The 16244-nt window shown below is 67.5% G+C and carries 14 protein-coding genes; 10 read left to right on the top strand and 4 right to left on the bottom strand.

From position 1 onward, the window contains the following. Positions 1-126: 126 nt before the first annotated feature. The 3 genes from ACFYZF_RS18680 (at position 127) to ACFYZF_RS18670 (ending at position 1992) form a co-directional block, all read left to right on the top strand. A complete protein-coding gene (locus ACFYZF_RS18680; RefSeq protein ID WP_387022164.1) occupies positions 127-630 on the top strand; it encodes a hypothetical protein in 504 nt (167 codons plus the stop codon). A gap of 368 nt (positions 631-998) precedes the next feature. Next, positions 999-1811, top strand: coding sequence for an SDR family oxidoreductase (locus ACFYZF_RS18675; RefSeq protein WP_387022161.1), 813 nt, complete (start codon positions 999-1001; stop codon positions 1809-1811). Positions 1812-1833: 22 nt separating this feature from the next. Further along, the gene (locus ACFYZF_RS18670; RefSeq protein ID WP_387022159.1) at positions 1834-1992 is read left to right on the top strand and encodes a hypothetical protein; all 159 of its coding nucleotides are present in this window, start codon (positions 1834-1836) and stop codon (positions 1990-1992) included. Between the two features lie 155 nt (positions 1993-2147). Here the strand turns inward: ACFYZF_RS18670 and ACFYZF_RS18665 are convergent, their stop codons facing one another. After that, positions 2148-2444, bottom strand: a complete 297-nt coding sequence (locus tag ACFYZF_RS18665) for a hypothetical protein (RefSeq protein WP_387022156.1) — start codon at positions 2442-2444, stop codon at positions 2148-2150. A gap of 11 nt (positions 2445-2455) precedes the next feature. Between ACFYZF_RS18665 and ACFYZF_RS18660 the strand changes: the two genes are divergently transcribed. Beyond that, on the top strand, positions 2456-2758 hold the full coding sequence (locus ACFYZF_RS18660; protein WP_387022153.1) for a hypothetical protein: 303 nt from the start codon (positions 2456-2458) through the stop codon (positions 2756-2758). Positions 2759-2795: 37 nt separating this feature from the next. Here the strand turns inward: ACFYZF_RS18660 and ACFYZF_RS18655 are convergent, their stop codons facing one another. Next, entirely contained in the window at positions 2796-2981 is a 186-nt protein-coding gene (locus tag ACFYZF_RS18655; RefSeq protein ID WP_387022151.1) for a hypothetical protein, read from the bottom strand. 183 nt (positions 2982-3164) lie between these two features. Here ACFYZF_RS18655 and ACFYZF_RS18650 point away from each other — a divergent pair, with 183 nt between their 5' ends. Continuing rightward, on the top strand, positions 3165-3986 hold the full coding sequence (locus ACFYZF_RS18650; protein ID WP_387022148.1) for a phytanoyl-CoA dioxygenase family protein: 822 nt from the start codon (positions 3165-3167) through the stop codon (positions 3984-3986). 269 nt (positions 3987-4255) lie between these two features. Continuing rightward, positions 4256-7645 (top strand): DUF6531 domain-containing protein, encoded by a 3390-nt coding sequence (locus ACFYZF_RS18645; protein ID WP_387022146.1) that lies wholly within the window; start codon positions 4256-4258, stop codon positions 7643-7645. 269 nt (positions 7646-7914) lie between these two features. Here the strand turns inward: ACFYZF_RS18645 and ACFYZF_RS18640 are convergent, their stop codons facing one another. Together ACFYZF_RS18640 and ACFYZF_RS18635 are read right to left on the bottom strand one after the other, a co-directional pair. After that, positions 7915-9099, bottom strand: coding sequence for an FAD-dependent monooxygenase (locus ACFYZF_RS18640; protein WP_387022143.1), 1185 nt, complete (start codon positions 9097-9099; stop codon positions 7915-7917). A gap of 121 nt (positions 9100-9220) precedes the next feature. Further along, positions 9221-10147, bottom strand: coding sequence for a zinc-binding alcohol dehydrogenase family protein (locus ACFYZF_RS18635; RefSeq protein ID WP_387022141.1), 927 nt, complete (start codon positions 10145-10147; stop codon positions 9221-9223). A 654-nt stretch (positions 10148-10801) separates the two neighbouring features. On the opposite strand from ACFYZF_RS18635, the gene ACFYZF_RS18630 reads away from it, so the two are divergent. The 4 genes from ACFYZF_RS18630 to ACFYZF_RS18615 all read left to right on the top strand — a co-directional run bounded on the left by ACFYZF_RS18630 (position 10802) and on the right by ACFYZF_RS18615 (position 16239). Continuing rightward, positions 10802-11299 carry a MarR family winged helix-turn-helix transcriptional regulator gene (locus ACFYZF_RS18630; protein WP_387022138.1) on the top strand — a complete coding sequence of 166 codons (498 nt, stop codon included), beginning with the start codon at positions 10802-10804 and terminating at the stop codon, positions 11297-11299. A gap of 1209 nt (positions 11300-12508) precedes the next feature. Next, complete coding sequence (locus ACFYZF_RS18625) at positions 12509-14347, top strand: SCO2524 family protein (protein ID WP_387022136.1); 1839 nt, start codon at positions 12509-12511, stop codon at positions 14345-14347. Further along, positions 14348-15277, top strand: coding sequence for an SCO2523 family variant P-loop protein (locus tag ACFYZF_RS18620; protein ID WP_387022133.1), 930 nt, complete (start codon positions 14348-14350; stop codon positions 15275-15277). After that, entirely contained in the window at positions 15262-16239 is a 978-nt protein-coding gene (locus ACFYZF_RS18615) for an SCO2522 family protein (protein WP_387022130.1), read from the top strand. Before ACFYZF_RS18620 ends, ACFYZF_RS18615 begins: the two co-directional genes overlap by 16 nt. The last annotated feature ends 5 nt before the right edge of the window (positions 16240-16244 follow it).

Below are 16244 nucleotides of genomic sequence, written 5' to 3'. Positions count from 1 at the left end.
GGACACGACCAGGAACGATTCCTCACCACCTTCGCCGAACAGGTCCTCCCCGGCCTACGCGACCTCGACTGACAACACGCACCCACCCCACCCAACGAACGCTGAGAGCTACTCGTGGGTACACACATGGGGCAGGCAGGACACCTGACCGAGCTGGACGAGGACTCCATCCAGAAGTCGCACGAGATGGAGGCCCTGCCTTCGCCAGCAGGGGCCGGTCAGCCTCGTCGGGGCACCGCGCGGGCAGCCCGTGTGGGGGCCGCCCGCACGGTGGCCCGGCTGCGCGCGCGGATCGCGGAGGTCACGACGCAGTTGCTCGACGAGTTGGCCGAGGCCGACGAGGTCGACCTGCTGGCCGCGTCCCCGGGGCCGCTGCCGATCACGTTGATTTGCGAGCTGCCCGGCGTGCGTGTGGAGGACCGCAACGAGACCCGGGGCGCTTTCCGGATCCCGACCGGGCGTGGCGAAGAAGCGTGCGTATCAACCGTTTCCCGGCTTGCGCCCTACGGCGCCGGGAGATGGCGTGGCGTGTCGCCCGGCCAGGTCGACGACGCTATTCATCTCCACAACTCGGCTGGTCGCCGGGGCGAGCCGGTCGGCACCTGGGTGTCGAACACGTCGTTGTGCTGAACGAACTGCGCGTACGTGGTGTGCCTGCTTGAGACACTCCCGGGCGCCCACGCGGCGAGGCAGGTAATCACCGATGACCGAGCTGCAGCTGTGCCAACTCGCTCGGCTTCGGCAAACGTCCTCGATGGATGTATCTTCACGTCTTCTGCTAACGTTCCTGTCCAGCCGTCAGCCTTGGTCACGGCGGGGGACACCCACGCCGACGCCACCGAGCGCCGCATCACTGGGCTCTATAATCAAGGCCGTCGAGCAGCTCAGCTCCGATCGATCCCCGGTCGGGGCAGAACCTGCTGCTGCTGAAGCATTTGGATGCTGTCGTTCGGCGGCGATTCGTTCGAACGTCGACCCGCTAACCCTTTGGAGAAGCCATGTCTGTTCTTGTCATCGGCGCGTACGGCAGTGTGGGCAGCCATGTGGTGGCTGGGCTTGTGTCCGCCGGGGTCTCGGTCCGCGGGAGCAGCCGGACGCCGGGGACCGGGGAGTTGCCGGACGCCGTCGAGATGGTCCGCCTCGACCTGGAGAAGCCGGAGACTCTGCCGGCGGCGCTCGACGGCGTCAAGAAGGTCTTCCTGTACGCCAGCCGGGACGGCATCGCCGAGTTCGTCAGCGCGGCGCGGGCGGCCGGGGTGGAACACGTCGTGTTCCTGTCGTCGGCGGCCGTGGTCGAACCCACCATGAAACACAGCCGGAGCGCGAAAGAGCACTCCGCGGTGGAGGAGGCGTTGCAGGAGTCCGGAATCGCGTGGACCTTCCTCCGCCCGACCACGTTCGCCACCAAGCAACTCAGCTTTTCTCGGGCGATCCGGGCCGGTGAGGTGTTGCGTGTTCCCTTCCTGCAAGGGCGCACCGCGTCGATCCACGAACGCGACATCGCCGACGTCGCAGTCCGCGCCCTGACTGACGCTGGGCACGAGGGGCAGGCGTACTGGCTGACCGGACCGGAAGCCTTGACGCAGCAGGAGTACATCGAAACGATCGGAGCGGTGATCGGGCGGCCGATCGATGTCGTCGAGTTGGCTCCGGAGGACATCGAGCCGAAGATGCCGGAATCCCTCATCCGGACCCTTACCGAGCTCCTAACGGCTCCGTGCGTCGTGACGACCGCCGTCGAGGATGTCACCGGGGTGCCGGCCCGCTCGTTCCGGCAGTGGGCCGAGGACCACGCCAAAGACTTCAGCTGACTGCCTGCTGCTCTCCTTCCTGATGGCCGGTCGCAGCAACCTGCGCCGGCAGCGGGCCGACGTCCTGCGCTCGACCGCCGCGATCCTGGCATTCCTCGGCTTTCACATCGCCCTCGCGGCGCGTATCCAGCTACTTCACCGTAAGAAGGCGGGCGTGCCGGTCACTGCGCTGCGGCGGTGACGGCGCGCTCCTCGGCAATGAAAGGAATCGAGCCCGGGTTCGATGAGCTCGGCGGCGCGCCGGATGTCGGCCGTGGCGGCCTCGTGGCTCTGGTCCGGCATGCTGTCCGCGCGCAGGTGCCGGCAGGCGGTGGAACTGGACGCCCCACAGCCCGATCAGCGCGGCGGCGACGCTCTGGGGCTCCGGATCGTCCACCGGGCGTCCGGCCCGGGGCGGCCAGAGCCTCCGCGGCCACGGTGATGAAGCGGGCTGTCATGTCGTTTCGATGCGGGCGGGGACGGGGTGGCCCGGATCCGATCGCCGAAGCGCCGGTGGGCGGCGATCGCCGTGGCCGGATCCTCGACCGAGCTCAGGGACAGCTTCAGGGCGTTGAGCTCCGCAGCGAGGTGGTGCAGGGCGGCGTTGACCGGCGACGTGCCGGGGCTGGCCAGTTCCACGCGCAGCGCGGTCACGCCGTCCCGCGATGACCGGTACGCGGGCCGAGGACGCCGAGCGTTCCGTCCGGCCGGTGCGGAGTTCCGCCGGCATGGAATCCCACCCTGCCGTGGCCGCCCGGGAGGGTCTCGTGAACCGCCCCTTCACCGATGGTGCCGAACCGGGCGATGTCGTGGAGTGCCGGACGTCCGAGTTGCCGCTCAGCGACTGGGGCGGCAACGCCTTCCCCGCCCGAGTCGACCGTTGGCTGCGGCCCGCGCCTGACGCGATTCGGCCTTTCCGGGAAACGTCGGGCCGTTTCATTCGCGGTGACCACGTGCAGTCAATGTGAGGGATGGTTACCGCGGCACTGCCGGTTAGTCTGCGATTCATCTCGCTCGGCCACTGGTCATCGCATTTCTCCCGGACAGGAAGGCGAAGCCGGGTGATGAGTACGGTGCGCCGAGGGCGACCGCGAACGCGGGCGCGGCGAACGAGAAGATGTGCGGATGCAGGCGCCGGCCGAGCCGCTTGAACGCCTCGGCGCGCGGGATGTCGCCGAGATTCTCGGGCACGCTCGCGATCCTGTCGAGGGCGGCGAGCAGGGCCGCGCCGGTCCCGGCGGGTGGGCGAAACGGAAGTTTGCGACAGCTTGAGCCCGCCCCGCGGGCAACTGTCAGACCGAGGGATATGGATCCCTCCTCACGCGACCTAGCCTCAGCAGGGTATCCGTGACAGAGGGGTGGGTGGCAGATTCCGTGGCTGATCCGACCGAAGCCATGCCGAAGAGTCGTGACCGGCAGGCGGCGTTGAGCGCAAAACGGGTGCTGACTCGTGAACAGCTGGAAGAGTTCGCCGAGCGCGGTTACATCGTGATCCCGGATGTCGTGCCGCCGGACCTGATAGCCGCTGCCAACGCGGCGGTCGATGAGCAGGTACGCGCGCGGCCGCCGGCGGAAGGGCACGTTGGGGTGGTCTACCGGTTCCAGCAGCTGGAGGACGCGCCGGTGCTTGCGGCGTTGTTGCGTGACACCTCGGCCTTCTCGCTCGCCGAAGGGCTCACCGGGAACGGCGAGCTGGAGTTTCCCGAGACAGTGCAGACCGCACTGACTTACCCGCCCTTCAAGGACGCCCGGGAAAAGCCACACATCGACGGCGGTAAGGGGCGGAAACCCGGTGACCCCCCATGGACGTTCACCATGCTCGCCGGGTTCTTCCTGACCGACCAGTCAAGCGACGACACGGGAAACCTCTTCGTCTGGCCGGGAACGCACCGCGATCACGCACAACTCTTCCGCGAGCGCGGACCCGAGGCCTTCACGACCTACCCGAATGTCAAGCTGCCGGAGCGAGACATGGTGCGCGGTCGTCCGGGCGACATGCTGCTGAAGCACTACCTCCTCGGCCACAACGGGGGCAACAACACTGGCGATTCCGTTCGGCGCACGGTCTACTTCAGGCTCCGGCGCCGGGGGCACGAGGCGACGTGGGGTCAGGCCCTGCAGGATCCCTGGCACGATTTCGCGCCGCTGCGAGGGTTGGTGCCGTCGTCCGGTGAAACCGGTCAGCAGGGTCGGTAGCTGTGAGATCTCGGTAGCTCTACGGCTATCCGCGCGTCGCCGGCCTACGGACGGTCGTGGCCTGGGAGCGGCCAAGGCCTTCGGGGAGGTTCCGGCTGCGGGGTTCGACGCCTTCTCGCACGCCGGCGCACTGGCCGGCCCGGAGGCGAAGTGCGTGTCGGGCAACAACGACACCTGGTGCTCCACGGCCCATCTGAATCTGTCCGGTCGGCCGCTGTCGCTGCGCGTCCTACGTCGGCAAGCGGGCCACCGGCACCGGCGAGCAAAGCTTGAGGAAGCCGAATAAATGGGAACAAGAAGCCATCGGCAAGACAGGGGTGGAGACTATTATGCCTGACGTCAACGATCTCGTGGACGTGGCGACCGGTGACGTCATTCTGGCCGAGATCGATGTCACGCTGCCCGGCGTCCTAGCCCTCGTGCTCGAGCGTGCGCACAGGTCGTCCTTCCGTGCAGGCCGGTGGTTCGGACGGTCCTGGATGTCGAGCCTCGACCAGCGCCTGCAGGTGACCGGCGATCAGATCTGTGCGAGGTTCGCCGACGGGGAGATTGTGACGTGGATATCCCCGGGCAGCGCCGGTGATCCCCCCTCCATCCCGGTTGCCGGCCCCGCCTGGCCGCTGCTGCAGAACCCGGACGGCTCCTACGCCATCAGCGACCCGCAGCGCGGCCTCACCTGGCAGTTCGAACGTCGGGCCGGATATGAAGACGACGAACTGCCCCTGATCTCGGTCACGGACCGCATAGGCCACGAGATTACCTTCAGCTACGACGCGGTCGGCCGTCCGCTCAGCATCGTCCACTCCGGCGGCTACCGCGTCCTCGTATCGGTCACCGGCGAGCGCGTCACCGCGCTGGCCCTCGCCGGCCGCGACGGCCAGACCGACATCCCCCTGCGCCGCTTCGAGTACGACGATTCCGGCAACCTGTCCGGCGTCATCAACTCGTCCGATCTACCGCGGCGCTTCACTTACGACGGCGCGGCCCGCCTGACCGGCTGGACCGACCGTAACGGCTACTCCTGCCACTACACCTTCGACTCCGAAGGCCGGTGCGTCGGCGTAGCAGGCCCCAACGGTGTCCTGTCCGGCACCTTCGCCTACGAGCCCGGCATCACCCGTTGGACCGACATCGACGGAGCTGTCACCTCCTACGCGATCACCGAGTCTGCCCAAGTCGCCGCGATCACTGACCCGATCGGCAAAACGGCGCGGACGGAATACGATGAACGTGGCCGTGTCGCAGTCCGCACCGACCCCCTCGGCAGGGTCACGCGATATGCCTACGACGACCGCGGCAACCTGCTCTCGGTAACCAATCCGGAGGGTCGCGAATCCCGCGTCGAAGCCGATGAGGCGTGCCTCCCGGCACGGATCACCGGGCCGGACGGAAGTTTCTGGCTGCAGGCCTTCGACAAGAACGGCAATCTCACCGAACTGACCGCGCCCGACGACTCGGTGCTCAAGTACGGGTATGACAGCCGCGGGCATCTCGCCGAGGTGACCAGTGCGGATGGCGCGGTCACCACGATGGAGTGCGATCCCGCCGGCCTGCCCGTGACCGTCACCAAGCCCACCGGCGAAACGACCCGGTACGAGCGCGACCAGCTAGGACGAGTCGTGCGTGTCATGAGCTCCGACGGCGGGACAACGGCCTATGCATGGACGACGGATGGCCTCCCCGTCTCCCGGACCCTGTCGGACGGGTCAACCGAGTCCTGGGCCTGGGACGGCGAAGAGAACCTGCTGCGACGGATCTCCGCCACGGGATCGGTCACGTCGAACACATACGGGCCATTTGGTCAGCTTGTGTCGATCGTCTGGCCGGGTGGTACCCGCAGCGAGCTTGAGTATGACCACAGCTGCCGCCTCACATCGGTAATCCACGGCGGGCTGAAGTGGCATTACGAGTTGGACTCCGCCGGCCGGCTGAGTGCGCAGACCGATTACAGCGGAGCTACCACCCAGTACTGGTATGACGCCGCAGGACAGCTCGTACACCGGGTGAACGCCAGCGGGCATGAGGCCTCGTTCGCCTACAACCTGCTTGGCAAGCTGGCTACCTATCACCCCGCAGATGGCGCGGTGGCGACGTTCGACTACGATCCGGCAGGCCGTCTCGTGCGCGCGAAAAACGAGGACGTGGAGCTGGTCTTCGTCCGGGACTCGCTCGGACGGGTGGTCACCGACACTTGCAACGGTCGCACAGTCACCAAGACCTACGACGTGGCCGGAAGGGTAACGAGCCGCGTCACTCCTTCCGGGGCCGGTACTGCCTGGGTCTACAACGCCGCCGGGCTGGCTTCGGCACTCACCGCCGACGGCAGGGAGCTGCGGTTCGGCTATGACTCCGCCGGACGAGAAATCCAGCGGGACCTGCCCGGAGGAACTGTCCTCACCCAGGAATGGGACCAACTCGGTCGCCTCGTGACTCAGGCCCTCACCAGCTCTGCTGCTTCCCCCAGCCGGGAAGGGTCCATGGTCGAGGGGCAACTGCTCCAACGGCGTGCGTATACATACAGCCCAGACGGATTCGTCACGGGCTTGGAAGACCTGCTCACCGGCGACCGGGCGTTCCGCCTCGATTCCGCCGGGCGTGTTACCGCCGTTACTGGCCGAGGTAACGGATGGTCGGAGCAGTACGACTATGATCCCGTGGGCAACATCGTGAACGCCGTCTGGCCGGCCTCGGCCTCTGGTCCTGCTGCCGGAACCCCGGAGATGTCATCGCAAGGGCCCCGCGAAATAGACGGAACCCTCACCACCCGGGCCGGGAACATCAGCTACCGATACGACGCCGCTGGGCGCGTCATAACGCGGACGCGGATGCGGATATCCGGCGATCCTGAAATTTGGCGCTATTCGTGGGACGCTGAGAGCCGGCTTTTCTCTGTCGACCTTCCCGACGGAAGTAAATGGCACTATCAATACGACCCCCTTGGCCGTCGCATCGGCAAGAGTCATCTCTCCTCTGACGGTCAGCTACTGGAGCAGACGCAGTTCTCGTGGGACGGGGGAGTTCTCGCGGAGCAAGAGGACGTCCGTGGTGATAGCAAGAAGGTCACCACATGGAATTACCGGAACGACTCGCTCGTCCCACTCACTCAGGTCTCGCGAACCGTTATCCGCGGAGATTCCGGAGAGGAGAGGGTCGACGAAGAATTCAACTCTGTAGTCACGGACCTGAGTGGTGCACCGATCGAGCTCGTCTCCCCTGACGGGGCCATCGTCGGCAACCAGCAGCACACCCTGTGGGGGCAACCCTCCTGGCAGCGCGACACCGCGACCACCCCGCTGCGGTTTCCCGGTCAGTATTGCGATCAAGAAACAGGGCTGCACTTCGGCAATCACCGCTATTACGACCCCGAGACCGGCGCTTATCTGACCCCTAACCCCCTAGGGCTGACGTCAGCGCCGAACCCTCACGCGTACGTACCGAATTCCCCTGTCGCCAGCGATCACCTCGGGCTCTTGAACTGCGAAGAAGCAGCGTGGGCGAAGGCGGCAGATAAGTGGATAGGTTCCCTGTTTGCCTCTCATCATCACCTGCAGGTTTACGTCGACGTTGACGGGTTCGACTCGCGCCTATTTGCGGGTGGGGACGGTCGTGATGGAGTCGGCACGTACCCGAATGCCAGCGGTTCCCCAATGAGACCGTGAGGCTGCGGGGGCGGCATCGACGACGCGCCTGCGAGGACCGCGCACACGGCCACGGTGAGCAGCCCGGCGAGGGGGTGGCACTCCACGGTCTGACCTGCGAGAACGAGCACGCGCAGGCAGGGGTGGGTGCAGTTGCCCCCGACCGGGCTCGCACCGCTGACCGCTGATACCTCTCAAGACCAGGACTGGCGGGCGGTCCGTGCACGCGACTTCCGTGCGTACGGGCCGCCCGCCGGCCTGTGTCCGGCGATCTGTGCTGCCTGATTCGGTCAGGTTTGCAGTTGGGTGGCCTCCCGGGCGACAGCGCGGCGCCGGACCCTGGCGGCGAGGTCCACGACGAGTGAGCGGATCGCCGCGAAACAGCGGTTCGTCGGGACCAGCATCTGTTGCTTCAGGCGGGTGGTGCGCTGGTGCTTGGTGATGAACGGGCGTAGTCGGGCTTCCCAGACGCCCACGGCGGCGTTGACGTCGTCGGGGTTCTCTCGCAATGCCCGGCCGAGTTCAGCGCCGCCCTTGAGGGCCGCGCTGGCTCCCATTCCTGAGTAGAGGTTCAGGCACCATGCCGCATCGCCGAGCAGCGTCACCCGTCCCTGGCCCCACCGCGGCATCCGTACCTGGTGCACGGAGTCGATCAGATAGTCGGTGGCCTGCGGCAGGGAGTCCAGGACGTGCCGCACGGCGGGATCGTCCATGCCCTGGTAGACCGTGCGCAGACGCTCGATTGGCTCATCGGTGAATTCGGCGTCGATGTCCTTGGTGCAGTAGGTCAGTAGCGCCGTCGGTGCCTGGTCGGCCAGTGCGAACACCCAGGCCGCCCGCTTGGAGCGGGCGCTGATGATGCTGTCCTGCGGAGCGAAGCCGGGTACCTGCTCGGGCAGTTGGAAGGCGCAGATCATCGCGTTCCAGTTCGTCATGAAGCGCTCGTGCGGGCCGAACACCATCTGACGCATGCTTGAGCGCAGCCCGTCCGCGCCGATGACGAGGTCGAAGGACTCGTCGTACGGGGTGCTGGTGGCGGCGTCGTTGAGCCGTGCCTCCACGCGGTCGTAGCCTTCGACGACTCTCATAGGTGTGGTGGCGTAGCGGACCTCGATGTCGCTCCCACCCGGTGCCGGCTCGGTGATCCCGTGCCAGAGCGCGGCTTCGATGTCGCCGCGCAGCACCGCGCTCGGTTGTCCGGGCTGGTCGAGGAAGCCCAGACCAGGTTTGCGGGTTCCGTCGCGGTTCAGGGACCATACGGTCCCGCTGTCCGGGGTGCGGGTGTGCAGGTAGTCGGCGATGCCGAGGTCATCGGCCGCTTGCCTGCCGTCGGGAAGCAGGCCGATGAAATATCCGCCGGTTCGGCGCTCGGCAGCCCGCTCGATGATCACAGACGCCCATCCGGCCCGGCGTAGGCCGATCGCCGTTGCCATGCCCGCGATCCCCAGTCCCACGATCAACGCGCGCTTCTGCATGAATCACTCCTTGGTGGGGCGGACGCCCTGCCGGAGGGCAGGCGGGATGCTCGGTGACTGGCAGGCCAGTTCCGAAGGACCGCCCGTGGTGGCAGCCGCAGCGGGCGATCCTCCGGGCGGACTACGGCACCAGGACGATGCGCTCGTCTGTCTCGGCGGTCCACGCTTGTGAGATCTCCGCGAGTGGGATGCGCCGGGCCCGCACCTCGATCGCGCCCTCGGCCACCGCGGTGGCCAGTTCCGGCAGTTCTGGCATGAAGTCGCGGGGGGAGACGGAGCCGATGCCACTGCCGATGATCTGCAGCTGTGCGCCGCGCAGGGCAGCGGACGGGACCAGCGCGAGATCGCCGGCGATCGACCCGATCTCGATCCAGGTCAGCGGGACACTGCGGTCGGTGCGAGCGGTGAGCAGATGCATCATGGCCCGGCCGGTGAGTTCGCCCCAGACGTAGTCGAGAACGACATCGACGTCGGATGCCTGCTCGATCTGGTCGAACGTGATCGCCTCGTCGGCGCCGAGCGCGGGCAGAGTGGCCAGGCGCGCGGCGTCGCGGCCGGCGGCGATCACCTTGGAGGCGCCGAATCGCTTGGCGATCTGGATTGCCATCCGTCCGGCGCTGCCTGTGGCACCGAGCACGAGGACCCGCTGTCCCTTCGGGAAGTTGATGCGGCGGCGCAGCGCGACCCATGAGGACATCCCGGGGTTCATCGCGGCGGCGATCTGCACGGGATCGATGTTGTCCGGCAGGAGAACGCTGCGGCGCGGGTCGATCACGGTTCGATCGGCGAACGTGCCCAGGGCCGTGTCTTCCAGCGCCGCATAGCGAAGCCGCCCCTGGTTGTCGCGCACGACGCCGTCGACGCCGGGCACGAGCGGCAGTACGCCGCTGCTGGAGTAGTGCGAACCGTCGGCCTTTGCCCTCGTCAGGTGGTGCAGTGCGGCCGCGAGAACCTCCACGACCATTTCATTCTCGCCGGTGGCGACCGGTTCGGGCTGTTCACGGTAGATCGGCGGGGTACCGAAGGTGGTGATGACAGCGGCGTGCATGTGGCCCTCCTAGGTCGTTGGTATTACCAACAAGAGCGATGATGGTTGGTAATACAAACGATGTCAAGGGTGGGTGCCCCGCCGCTCGATCGGGCGCTGGCCCTCCGAGTCACCGCGAGCGGGGGTGGCGGTTGTGATCAGGGTGGCGGCGGGGCGTCGTGCGGCGATGCCACGAGGGGGGAAGCCGCTGCCGGAGGGCCGACGACGTCGCCGAGAGGGTCTGGGTTGGTGGCGCCAGGTCCGGCCGGGGGCGCGTCGCGTTCAGCGGGGGAGGTGCTGGAGGGTCGTCGCCAGGCGGAGGTGGCGTGACTCGGGAACCGTGGCCGGTGTAGTGCCTGGCCCGGCTGAAGGGTGCGGCCGGCCGCCTGCGTGAGTTGGCCTGCCAGGAAGTGGCAGCGAGGAGGATGGCGGCAAGTGCGGCGACGGTCGCGAATGGGGACCGGCCGGCGGAGTGCAGCAGGATGATGAGGGTGGCGGGCAGGCCCGCGATCAGCGTGGTCACGCGGCGGGCGGCCGCCAGCGGCCCCCGCGGTCCGGGTGGGTCGGGCATCGCCAGGGCGGTGGCAAGCATGAGGAACCTCCGCTGAGTAGTTCGTCTTACCAACCTTCCATACTTTGGTTGGCATTGCGAACCATGTCAATTAGCATGCGGACATGACCACCGATGTGCCGGCCGGCGTCACCGCGGACCCTCTCGTGGACGCCCTCGTCCGCAACGCCTTTCAGGTGATGGGCGTGCTCACCCGGGTTGGCGCCGAGCATGACCTGTCGTTGACGCAACTGCGGGTCTTTGGCCTGCTGCGCGATCGCAGGCCACGGATGACCGAGTTGGCCACGTTCCTCGGCCTGGACAAGTCGACGATGTCCGGCCTGATCGACCGTGCCGAGCGCCGAGGGCTGCTCGCACGTGGCAAGAGCGCCGAGGACCGCCGAGCTGTTGACGTGTTCCTCACTGCGGCCGGACTTGAACTGACCGAGCGGCTTTACGGCGAGGTCAGGGCCGCGCTGCTGCCGGCAACCGGCCGTCTGGACCCGGAACAGCGCCATCGGCTCACCGAACTGATCGAACCGGTCCTCAAACCTGTCACTGGCGCCGGGGAGCCTTCGCCGAGAAGAGCCCCGGTGCGCCGCCCGGAACCCGCTGCCGACTGACGGTCGTCCAATGCGACCCGGTAGACGTTTCTCTCGGCCCTGAGAGGTGGTGTCGTGGTGTGAGAAGCGCTTCGAGCGCGGTGTGGAACTGATTCCTGCGGTTGACGCGCCAGAGCGGGCGAAGCCGTTGAACCGATCGGCGGTGGCCTGCAGCCGCGCCGGATCGATACCGATCCGGCCAGGGTCCTGCCCTTGGCCATGATCCCGGCCTTGCGCGTCGCCTTGTTGATTTTCGGGTCCAGCGCGAAGGTGCGCAGGTAGCGGCGGGCGTGGCGGACGTCGGCGATCATCCAGTACCGGCCGTCCCTGTCGTGTTCGAGCATGTGGTGGCCGAGGTCGACGTAGGACTCCGACTCGTTGGCGTATCGGTCGACGCGGGGCCGTGGCCGGACCTCGTATCTGCGACGTCGGCAGAGCACGTGAGACAAGGCCGAGCGGACGAGGCCGGTACAGTTTCCGCTTGCTCCACCCAGAATCGCCCAGAGAGCTGTGCGGCGTCAGCTGCGGGAGGGGATTCTGGGGTCGAGGCCAACCCGTCCGGTCGACGGAACGGTTCCTGGGCCGCCGGCTTCCGGTGATCGAGTGGACAACCTGCGGCCCGGTGCGGCAGTGCGGGAGTAGCGGGGTCCCCGCAGATCACGATCACGTTCGAACCCCGGATCGTGCGGCAGCGGCACCTGTCGGCGGGTCGACGAGGTGGTGTTGTCGTTGTATGTCACGCATTTGACGACCGGGAGAGCTGCGCGTACTTCGCCGAGATCTACGGGCGTTCGTGTCGGAGCGAGGGTCTCGCGGGATCACCGGCAAGGTGATCGAGGAGATGACCGACTGGTCCCACTGCCCGGTGGACGGGATCTGCGCGGCGGTGTCCATCGACACCATCGTGGAACCGGCCGTTCTACGCCGAGCTCGGAGGTCAAGGTCCGCCGCGAAGGCACGAGGTTCTGGATGAGCGTGCTGACCGACCTACGCAACTGCGGCGCCAGGACGTGTTCTTCCTCGTCCGTGCCGGGCTGAGGGGTCTGCCTGAGGTGGTCACGAACGTGTGCTCCCAGACTGTTATACAGACGCGCCATCGAAGTAATCGAGTGGCACTCGACTGGGCCGGTACCATGTTGTTGCACGTCGGTATGGACCACCGTAGATCATCGTGTGAACGGCAGGACCAGCGGTTTTCAGGTCGACGACTACAACAGACGGCGGTGAATCGTGCGGATACAGCCGCGTCAGGAGATCCTCGACATCTGGCGCGCCACGGTGCGCAGTTGCTGGCAGAACGGTGAATGGCACTGGGGTGGTCGGAGTGGCACCAACTCGATCAGTGATGCCGAGCAACTCCTGACCCTGCTACTCCCGGCGGCCAAGGTTCCCGCGCTGTCGCTCGACGACCCGGACCGCGCCGACGACGAGGTGATCGAGGCGCTCAGCCCGATCGGCGGCGCGATCGAAATTCCCCGCCGGCTGGTCGGCGTGATGATCGACTATTTCACGCGGTACACCGACGACACCGGCACCCCGACCTTCAGCGGCGGAAGCTACCTCACCCCGCTGGACGGTGGCCCGGAGCTCACCGACGAGCAGCGTTCCCTCGACATCGTCGACTCTTTCGCGGTGTCCGTCACGCTGGCCCTGGCAACGATCGGTTTCGTCAAGGTCTACCGCAACTCCACCCAGCGGCGCGACTTGCTGGCGCAACTGGACGCCCTAAACGAGATGGCCAGCGCGCGGCTCACCGCGGCCATGGTCGGCCTGCTTCGCAGCTTCAGCACCTTCGTCTTCACCGCCACCGACGAATACGGCCTCCGGCTGTGCGACATGATCAATCAGGACGAGCTGCCGCGCCGGGAACTCGTGGCGTCGCTGCGCGAACAGCTGCGGGAAACGATGGCCAGCCTGCGCAGCGTGATAATCGGGTCGGGTCGGGTGACCGAGGATCTGGACAACAGCGAGATGCTGTTCGAGTGCGGCTGGTCCTGGGGGATCATCGCCGGGGCCGAGGAGGTGCCGACCACCGAGTCGATCGGCCTGCAGCGTGAGGGCTCGGCGGAGAACGCTCCCTACCTCTACTTCACTGTCATCGCGATGGACGCGATCGAGGATCTGAACTCCGAACGCACCCGCCTGCTCGGGTTGCTCAACGAGGAGCAGCAGCGGCTGTCGCGGGCCCTGCTGTTGCGTTGGGAGCTGACCCGGACCTACTGGGCGACGGTGGCGACCTTCGGCAACCGCCGGCGGTGGCCCATCGAGGATATTCCCTGGCGGACGACCGACGGCGACCGGACCGACTACTACACCCTCCAGGCCACGTCGCTGGCGGTAAAGGGCCTGGTCGCCGGCGGTCGCGGCGATGAGGAGCTCGGCCGGATCGCCTCGGTGCTGGTGGAGCTGGCGCAGCGGGCGAGGATCACCCGCCGCGCCTCGCCCGACGAGCCGGCGCTGTTCGTGCACGCGCCGGGCAAGCAGGTGACCCTGAACGCCGACCGGTCCAAGCCGATCATGTCGTGGAACGTCAACGAATACTCCACGGTGTTGCTTCAGCGGGCCACTACCGTCGCTGGTCTGCTGAGCAACGCCCGGCGGCGCAGCGAGCTGCTCGAACTGGCCGACGAGGTGTGGGACCACCTGCTGCTGCGGCGTATCCCCGACGGCCGGCACCGTGGCCTGTGGGATCATGCCGGCGGCGCCTTTCCCGGGCTGGCCACCAAGCCGGACGCGCCCTCCTGGTACCTGACCGAGCGGGTGGTGCAGGGGCTGGTCAGCGCCGGTCAGCTGCTCTGGGAACGGCCGTTCCCGCGAGCCAACCGGCTCGCCACGTATGCGCAGGACCTCATCGACGAGGCCGAGTACCTCTTCGACCGGGAGTTGATGCGCGGCACGTTCGCCGGGGAGGCGATGCAGCGCAGCATGCGCAGCATCCGGGCCAGCCTGCGCCGGGCGCAACTGGTGGTGGACGAACGCCCTGGCACCGCAGCGGCCCTGGCAAACACCCTGCTGCTGCTGCTCAACGACATCGCCACCGGGCAGCAGAAAGCCAGCGAGGGGATCTGAATGCTGGTCTTCGTCACGTCACACAAGGGCGGCACCGGGCGTTCGGTGACCGCGGCGAACATCGCCTACCGCAGCGCGCTGTCCGGCCGCCCCACCTGCTACCTCGACTACGATTTCGGCTCGCCGACGGCCGGCATCACGTTCCAGATCCCGCAGGCGGTCAACGGCGTGGAGGGCGCTGGGCCCAACGGTGGCGGGCTGCACCGGTACCTGCGGGGGGAGATCCCGTCTCCGGAGCAGTTGGACGTCTGGGGCACCTCGGAGCGGGCCAGCCTGCGCCAGCGGCCCACCGGGTCCGGTCCGCTGGTGCTCCTGCCCGGGCAGCGCAACGGCAGCGAGTTCGGTTTCACCAACGACATCGCCAAGCGCTGCGCCGAACTCTTCCTTCGGCTCGAAGAGGAGTTCGACCTCACCCTGGTGGATCTCAGCGCCGGCCGGTCGTACGCCAGCCAGATCGCGCTGGCCGCGACCGCCACCCCGACCCTGCGCAAGGTCACGGTTCGCTGGCTGGTCTTCCACCGGTGGACTCCCCAGCACGTCACCGCGGCCTCGGACCTGGCCTTCGAGGCGGGTGGGATCGTGGCGATGGGCAAGGAGTACGGCCACGAGCCGGACCGGCTGCGCGAGTCACTGCGGTTCATCCGTACGGCGGTGATCGATCCACGAGGCCCCGAGGTCGGCCACCTCGACCTCGCGCAGCAGGCTTTCCTGCGTAAGTGCGACGCGGAGCTGTCGGAGCTGGCCCGACGGCGGGGCGTCGGGCGCACCACGCTGCTCGGCGCGGTGCCGCTGGATCCTCTGCTGCAGTGGCGGGAGCAGCTCATCTCGGACCACGACGTGCAAAGCAAGATCGCGAACGTGAAGACCGTGGACGCCTTCGTTGATCTGACCGAGAAGCTCTTCGACGAGACGGCGTGGGAGATTGTGTGATCAGCGTGGACATCAGGTTCCAGGAGGCAGCTGCGGTGCGTCGTACAGAGAGCGTGGCGTACTCGCACCTGTCGGTGGAGTTGGGGCACTTCTACGCGGAGGACTTCGGCGACGGGTGTCAGGAGCTGCGCCGTAAGTTCGAGCGGATCGCAACCTGGTCGAGCGCCGTCCCGGCCCTGGCCCGGCAGGGGCTGCCGCCGAACCGCCAACCGCGGATCAGCACCTGCTTCATGGTGGACGACTACTTCCACCGTTTCGGTACGCCACACGAGGTGATCCCGCAGGTGCAGAGCGCCGCAGCGGAGCACGGACTGGTGCTGGACTACGTCGCCCGGGAGTCCAGCTTCGCCCGTCACGACGGGCTCGATCTGGCCCAGTTGGTGGTCGACACACTGGTGGTGGAACCGCCCCGGCACACCACCGGCAGCCGCCCACCGCTGAGCGAGTCGGGCTGGCTCTCCAACGGCAAGCGGTCGCCCGGGCATGTCGACGCCCCGGCGATGACCCTGCCCCGGCCGTGGTCCCCGCCGGTACAGTCCGGCGATCCCCAGCATTCCATCTTCGTCGACATCGAGTTGTGGTCCGGCGAGCCGCAGACCCGGGTGTGGGCGTGCGCGCTGCTCGCCTCGGTGTGGCAGTTGACCCGCCTCGGCGTGCTACGGCACCGGGGCGAGACGATCCGGCAGCCGTGCCGGCTCACCGGGGAGCTGCCCACCACCTGGGATGAGCTGCCGGCGATCCTCCAGCTCAACCCGAGCGCGGCGCCGTTCTGCGCGTACCGCACGCTGACCCTGATGGACATCCAGTACCTGCCGGTGGAGTTGGCCGTACGGACCATCCTCGGCCAGGTGGCGGTACCGCCGGCTGTCGCGCAGCAGGTCGCCCAGCGCGCCGGCGGGGAGGGCCTGCGACTGCCCAGCGAGTTGGTCGACCGGTTGAGCTACGTGTTCGTCGGCGAGTGAGCGCG

This window comes from Micromonospora sp. NPDC001898 (genome assembly GCF_042891255.1).
Classification (GTDB): Bacteria; Actinomycetota; Actinomycetes; order Mycobacteriales; family Micromonosporaceae; genus Micromonospora.
This window is presented reverse-complemented; position numbering and strand designations above follow the sequence as displayed.

Coding starts and splice junctions, on each gene's coding strand:
- ACFYZF_RS18680 (WP_387022164.1), top strand. CDS start 127: ATGGGGCAGGCAGGACACCTGACCGAGCTGGACGAGGACTCCATCCAG.
- ACFYZF_RS18675 (WP_387022161.1), top strand. CDS start 999: ATGTCTGTTCTTGTCATCGGCGCGTACGGCAGTGTGGGCAGCCATGTG.
- ACFYZF_RS18670 (WP_387022159.1), top strand. CDS start 1,834: ATGGCCGGTCGCAGCAACCTGCGCCGGCAGCGGGCCGACGTCCTGCGC.
- ACFYZF_RS18660 (WP_387022153.1), top strand. CDS start 2,456: ATGACCGGTACGCGGGCCGAGGACGCCGAGCGTTCCGTCCGGCCGGTG.
- ACFYZF_RS18640 (WP_387022143.1), bottom strand. CDS start 9,099: ATGCAGAAGCGCGCGTTGATCGTGGGACTGGGGATCGCGGGCATGGCA.
- ACFYZF_RS18635 (WP_387022141.1), bottom strand. CDS start 10,147: ATGCACGCCGCTGTCATCACCACCTTCGGTACCCCGCCGATCTACCGT.
- ACFYZF_RS18630 (WP_387022138.1), top strand. CDS start 10,802: ATGACCACCGATGTGCCGGCCGGCGTCACCGCGGACCCTCTCGTGGAC.
- ACFYZF_RS18620 (WP_387022133.1), top strand. CDS start 14,348: ATGCTGGTCTTCGTCACGTCACACAAGGGCGGCACCGGGCGTTCGGTG.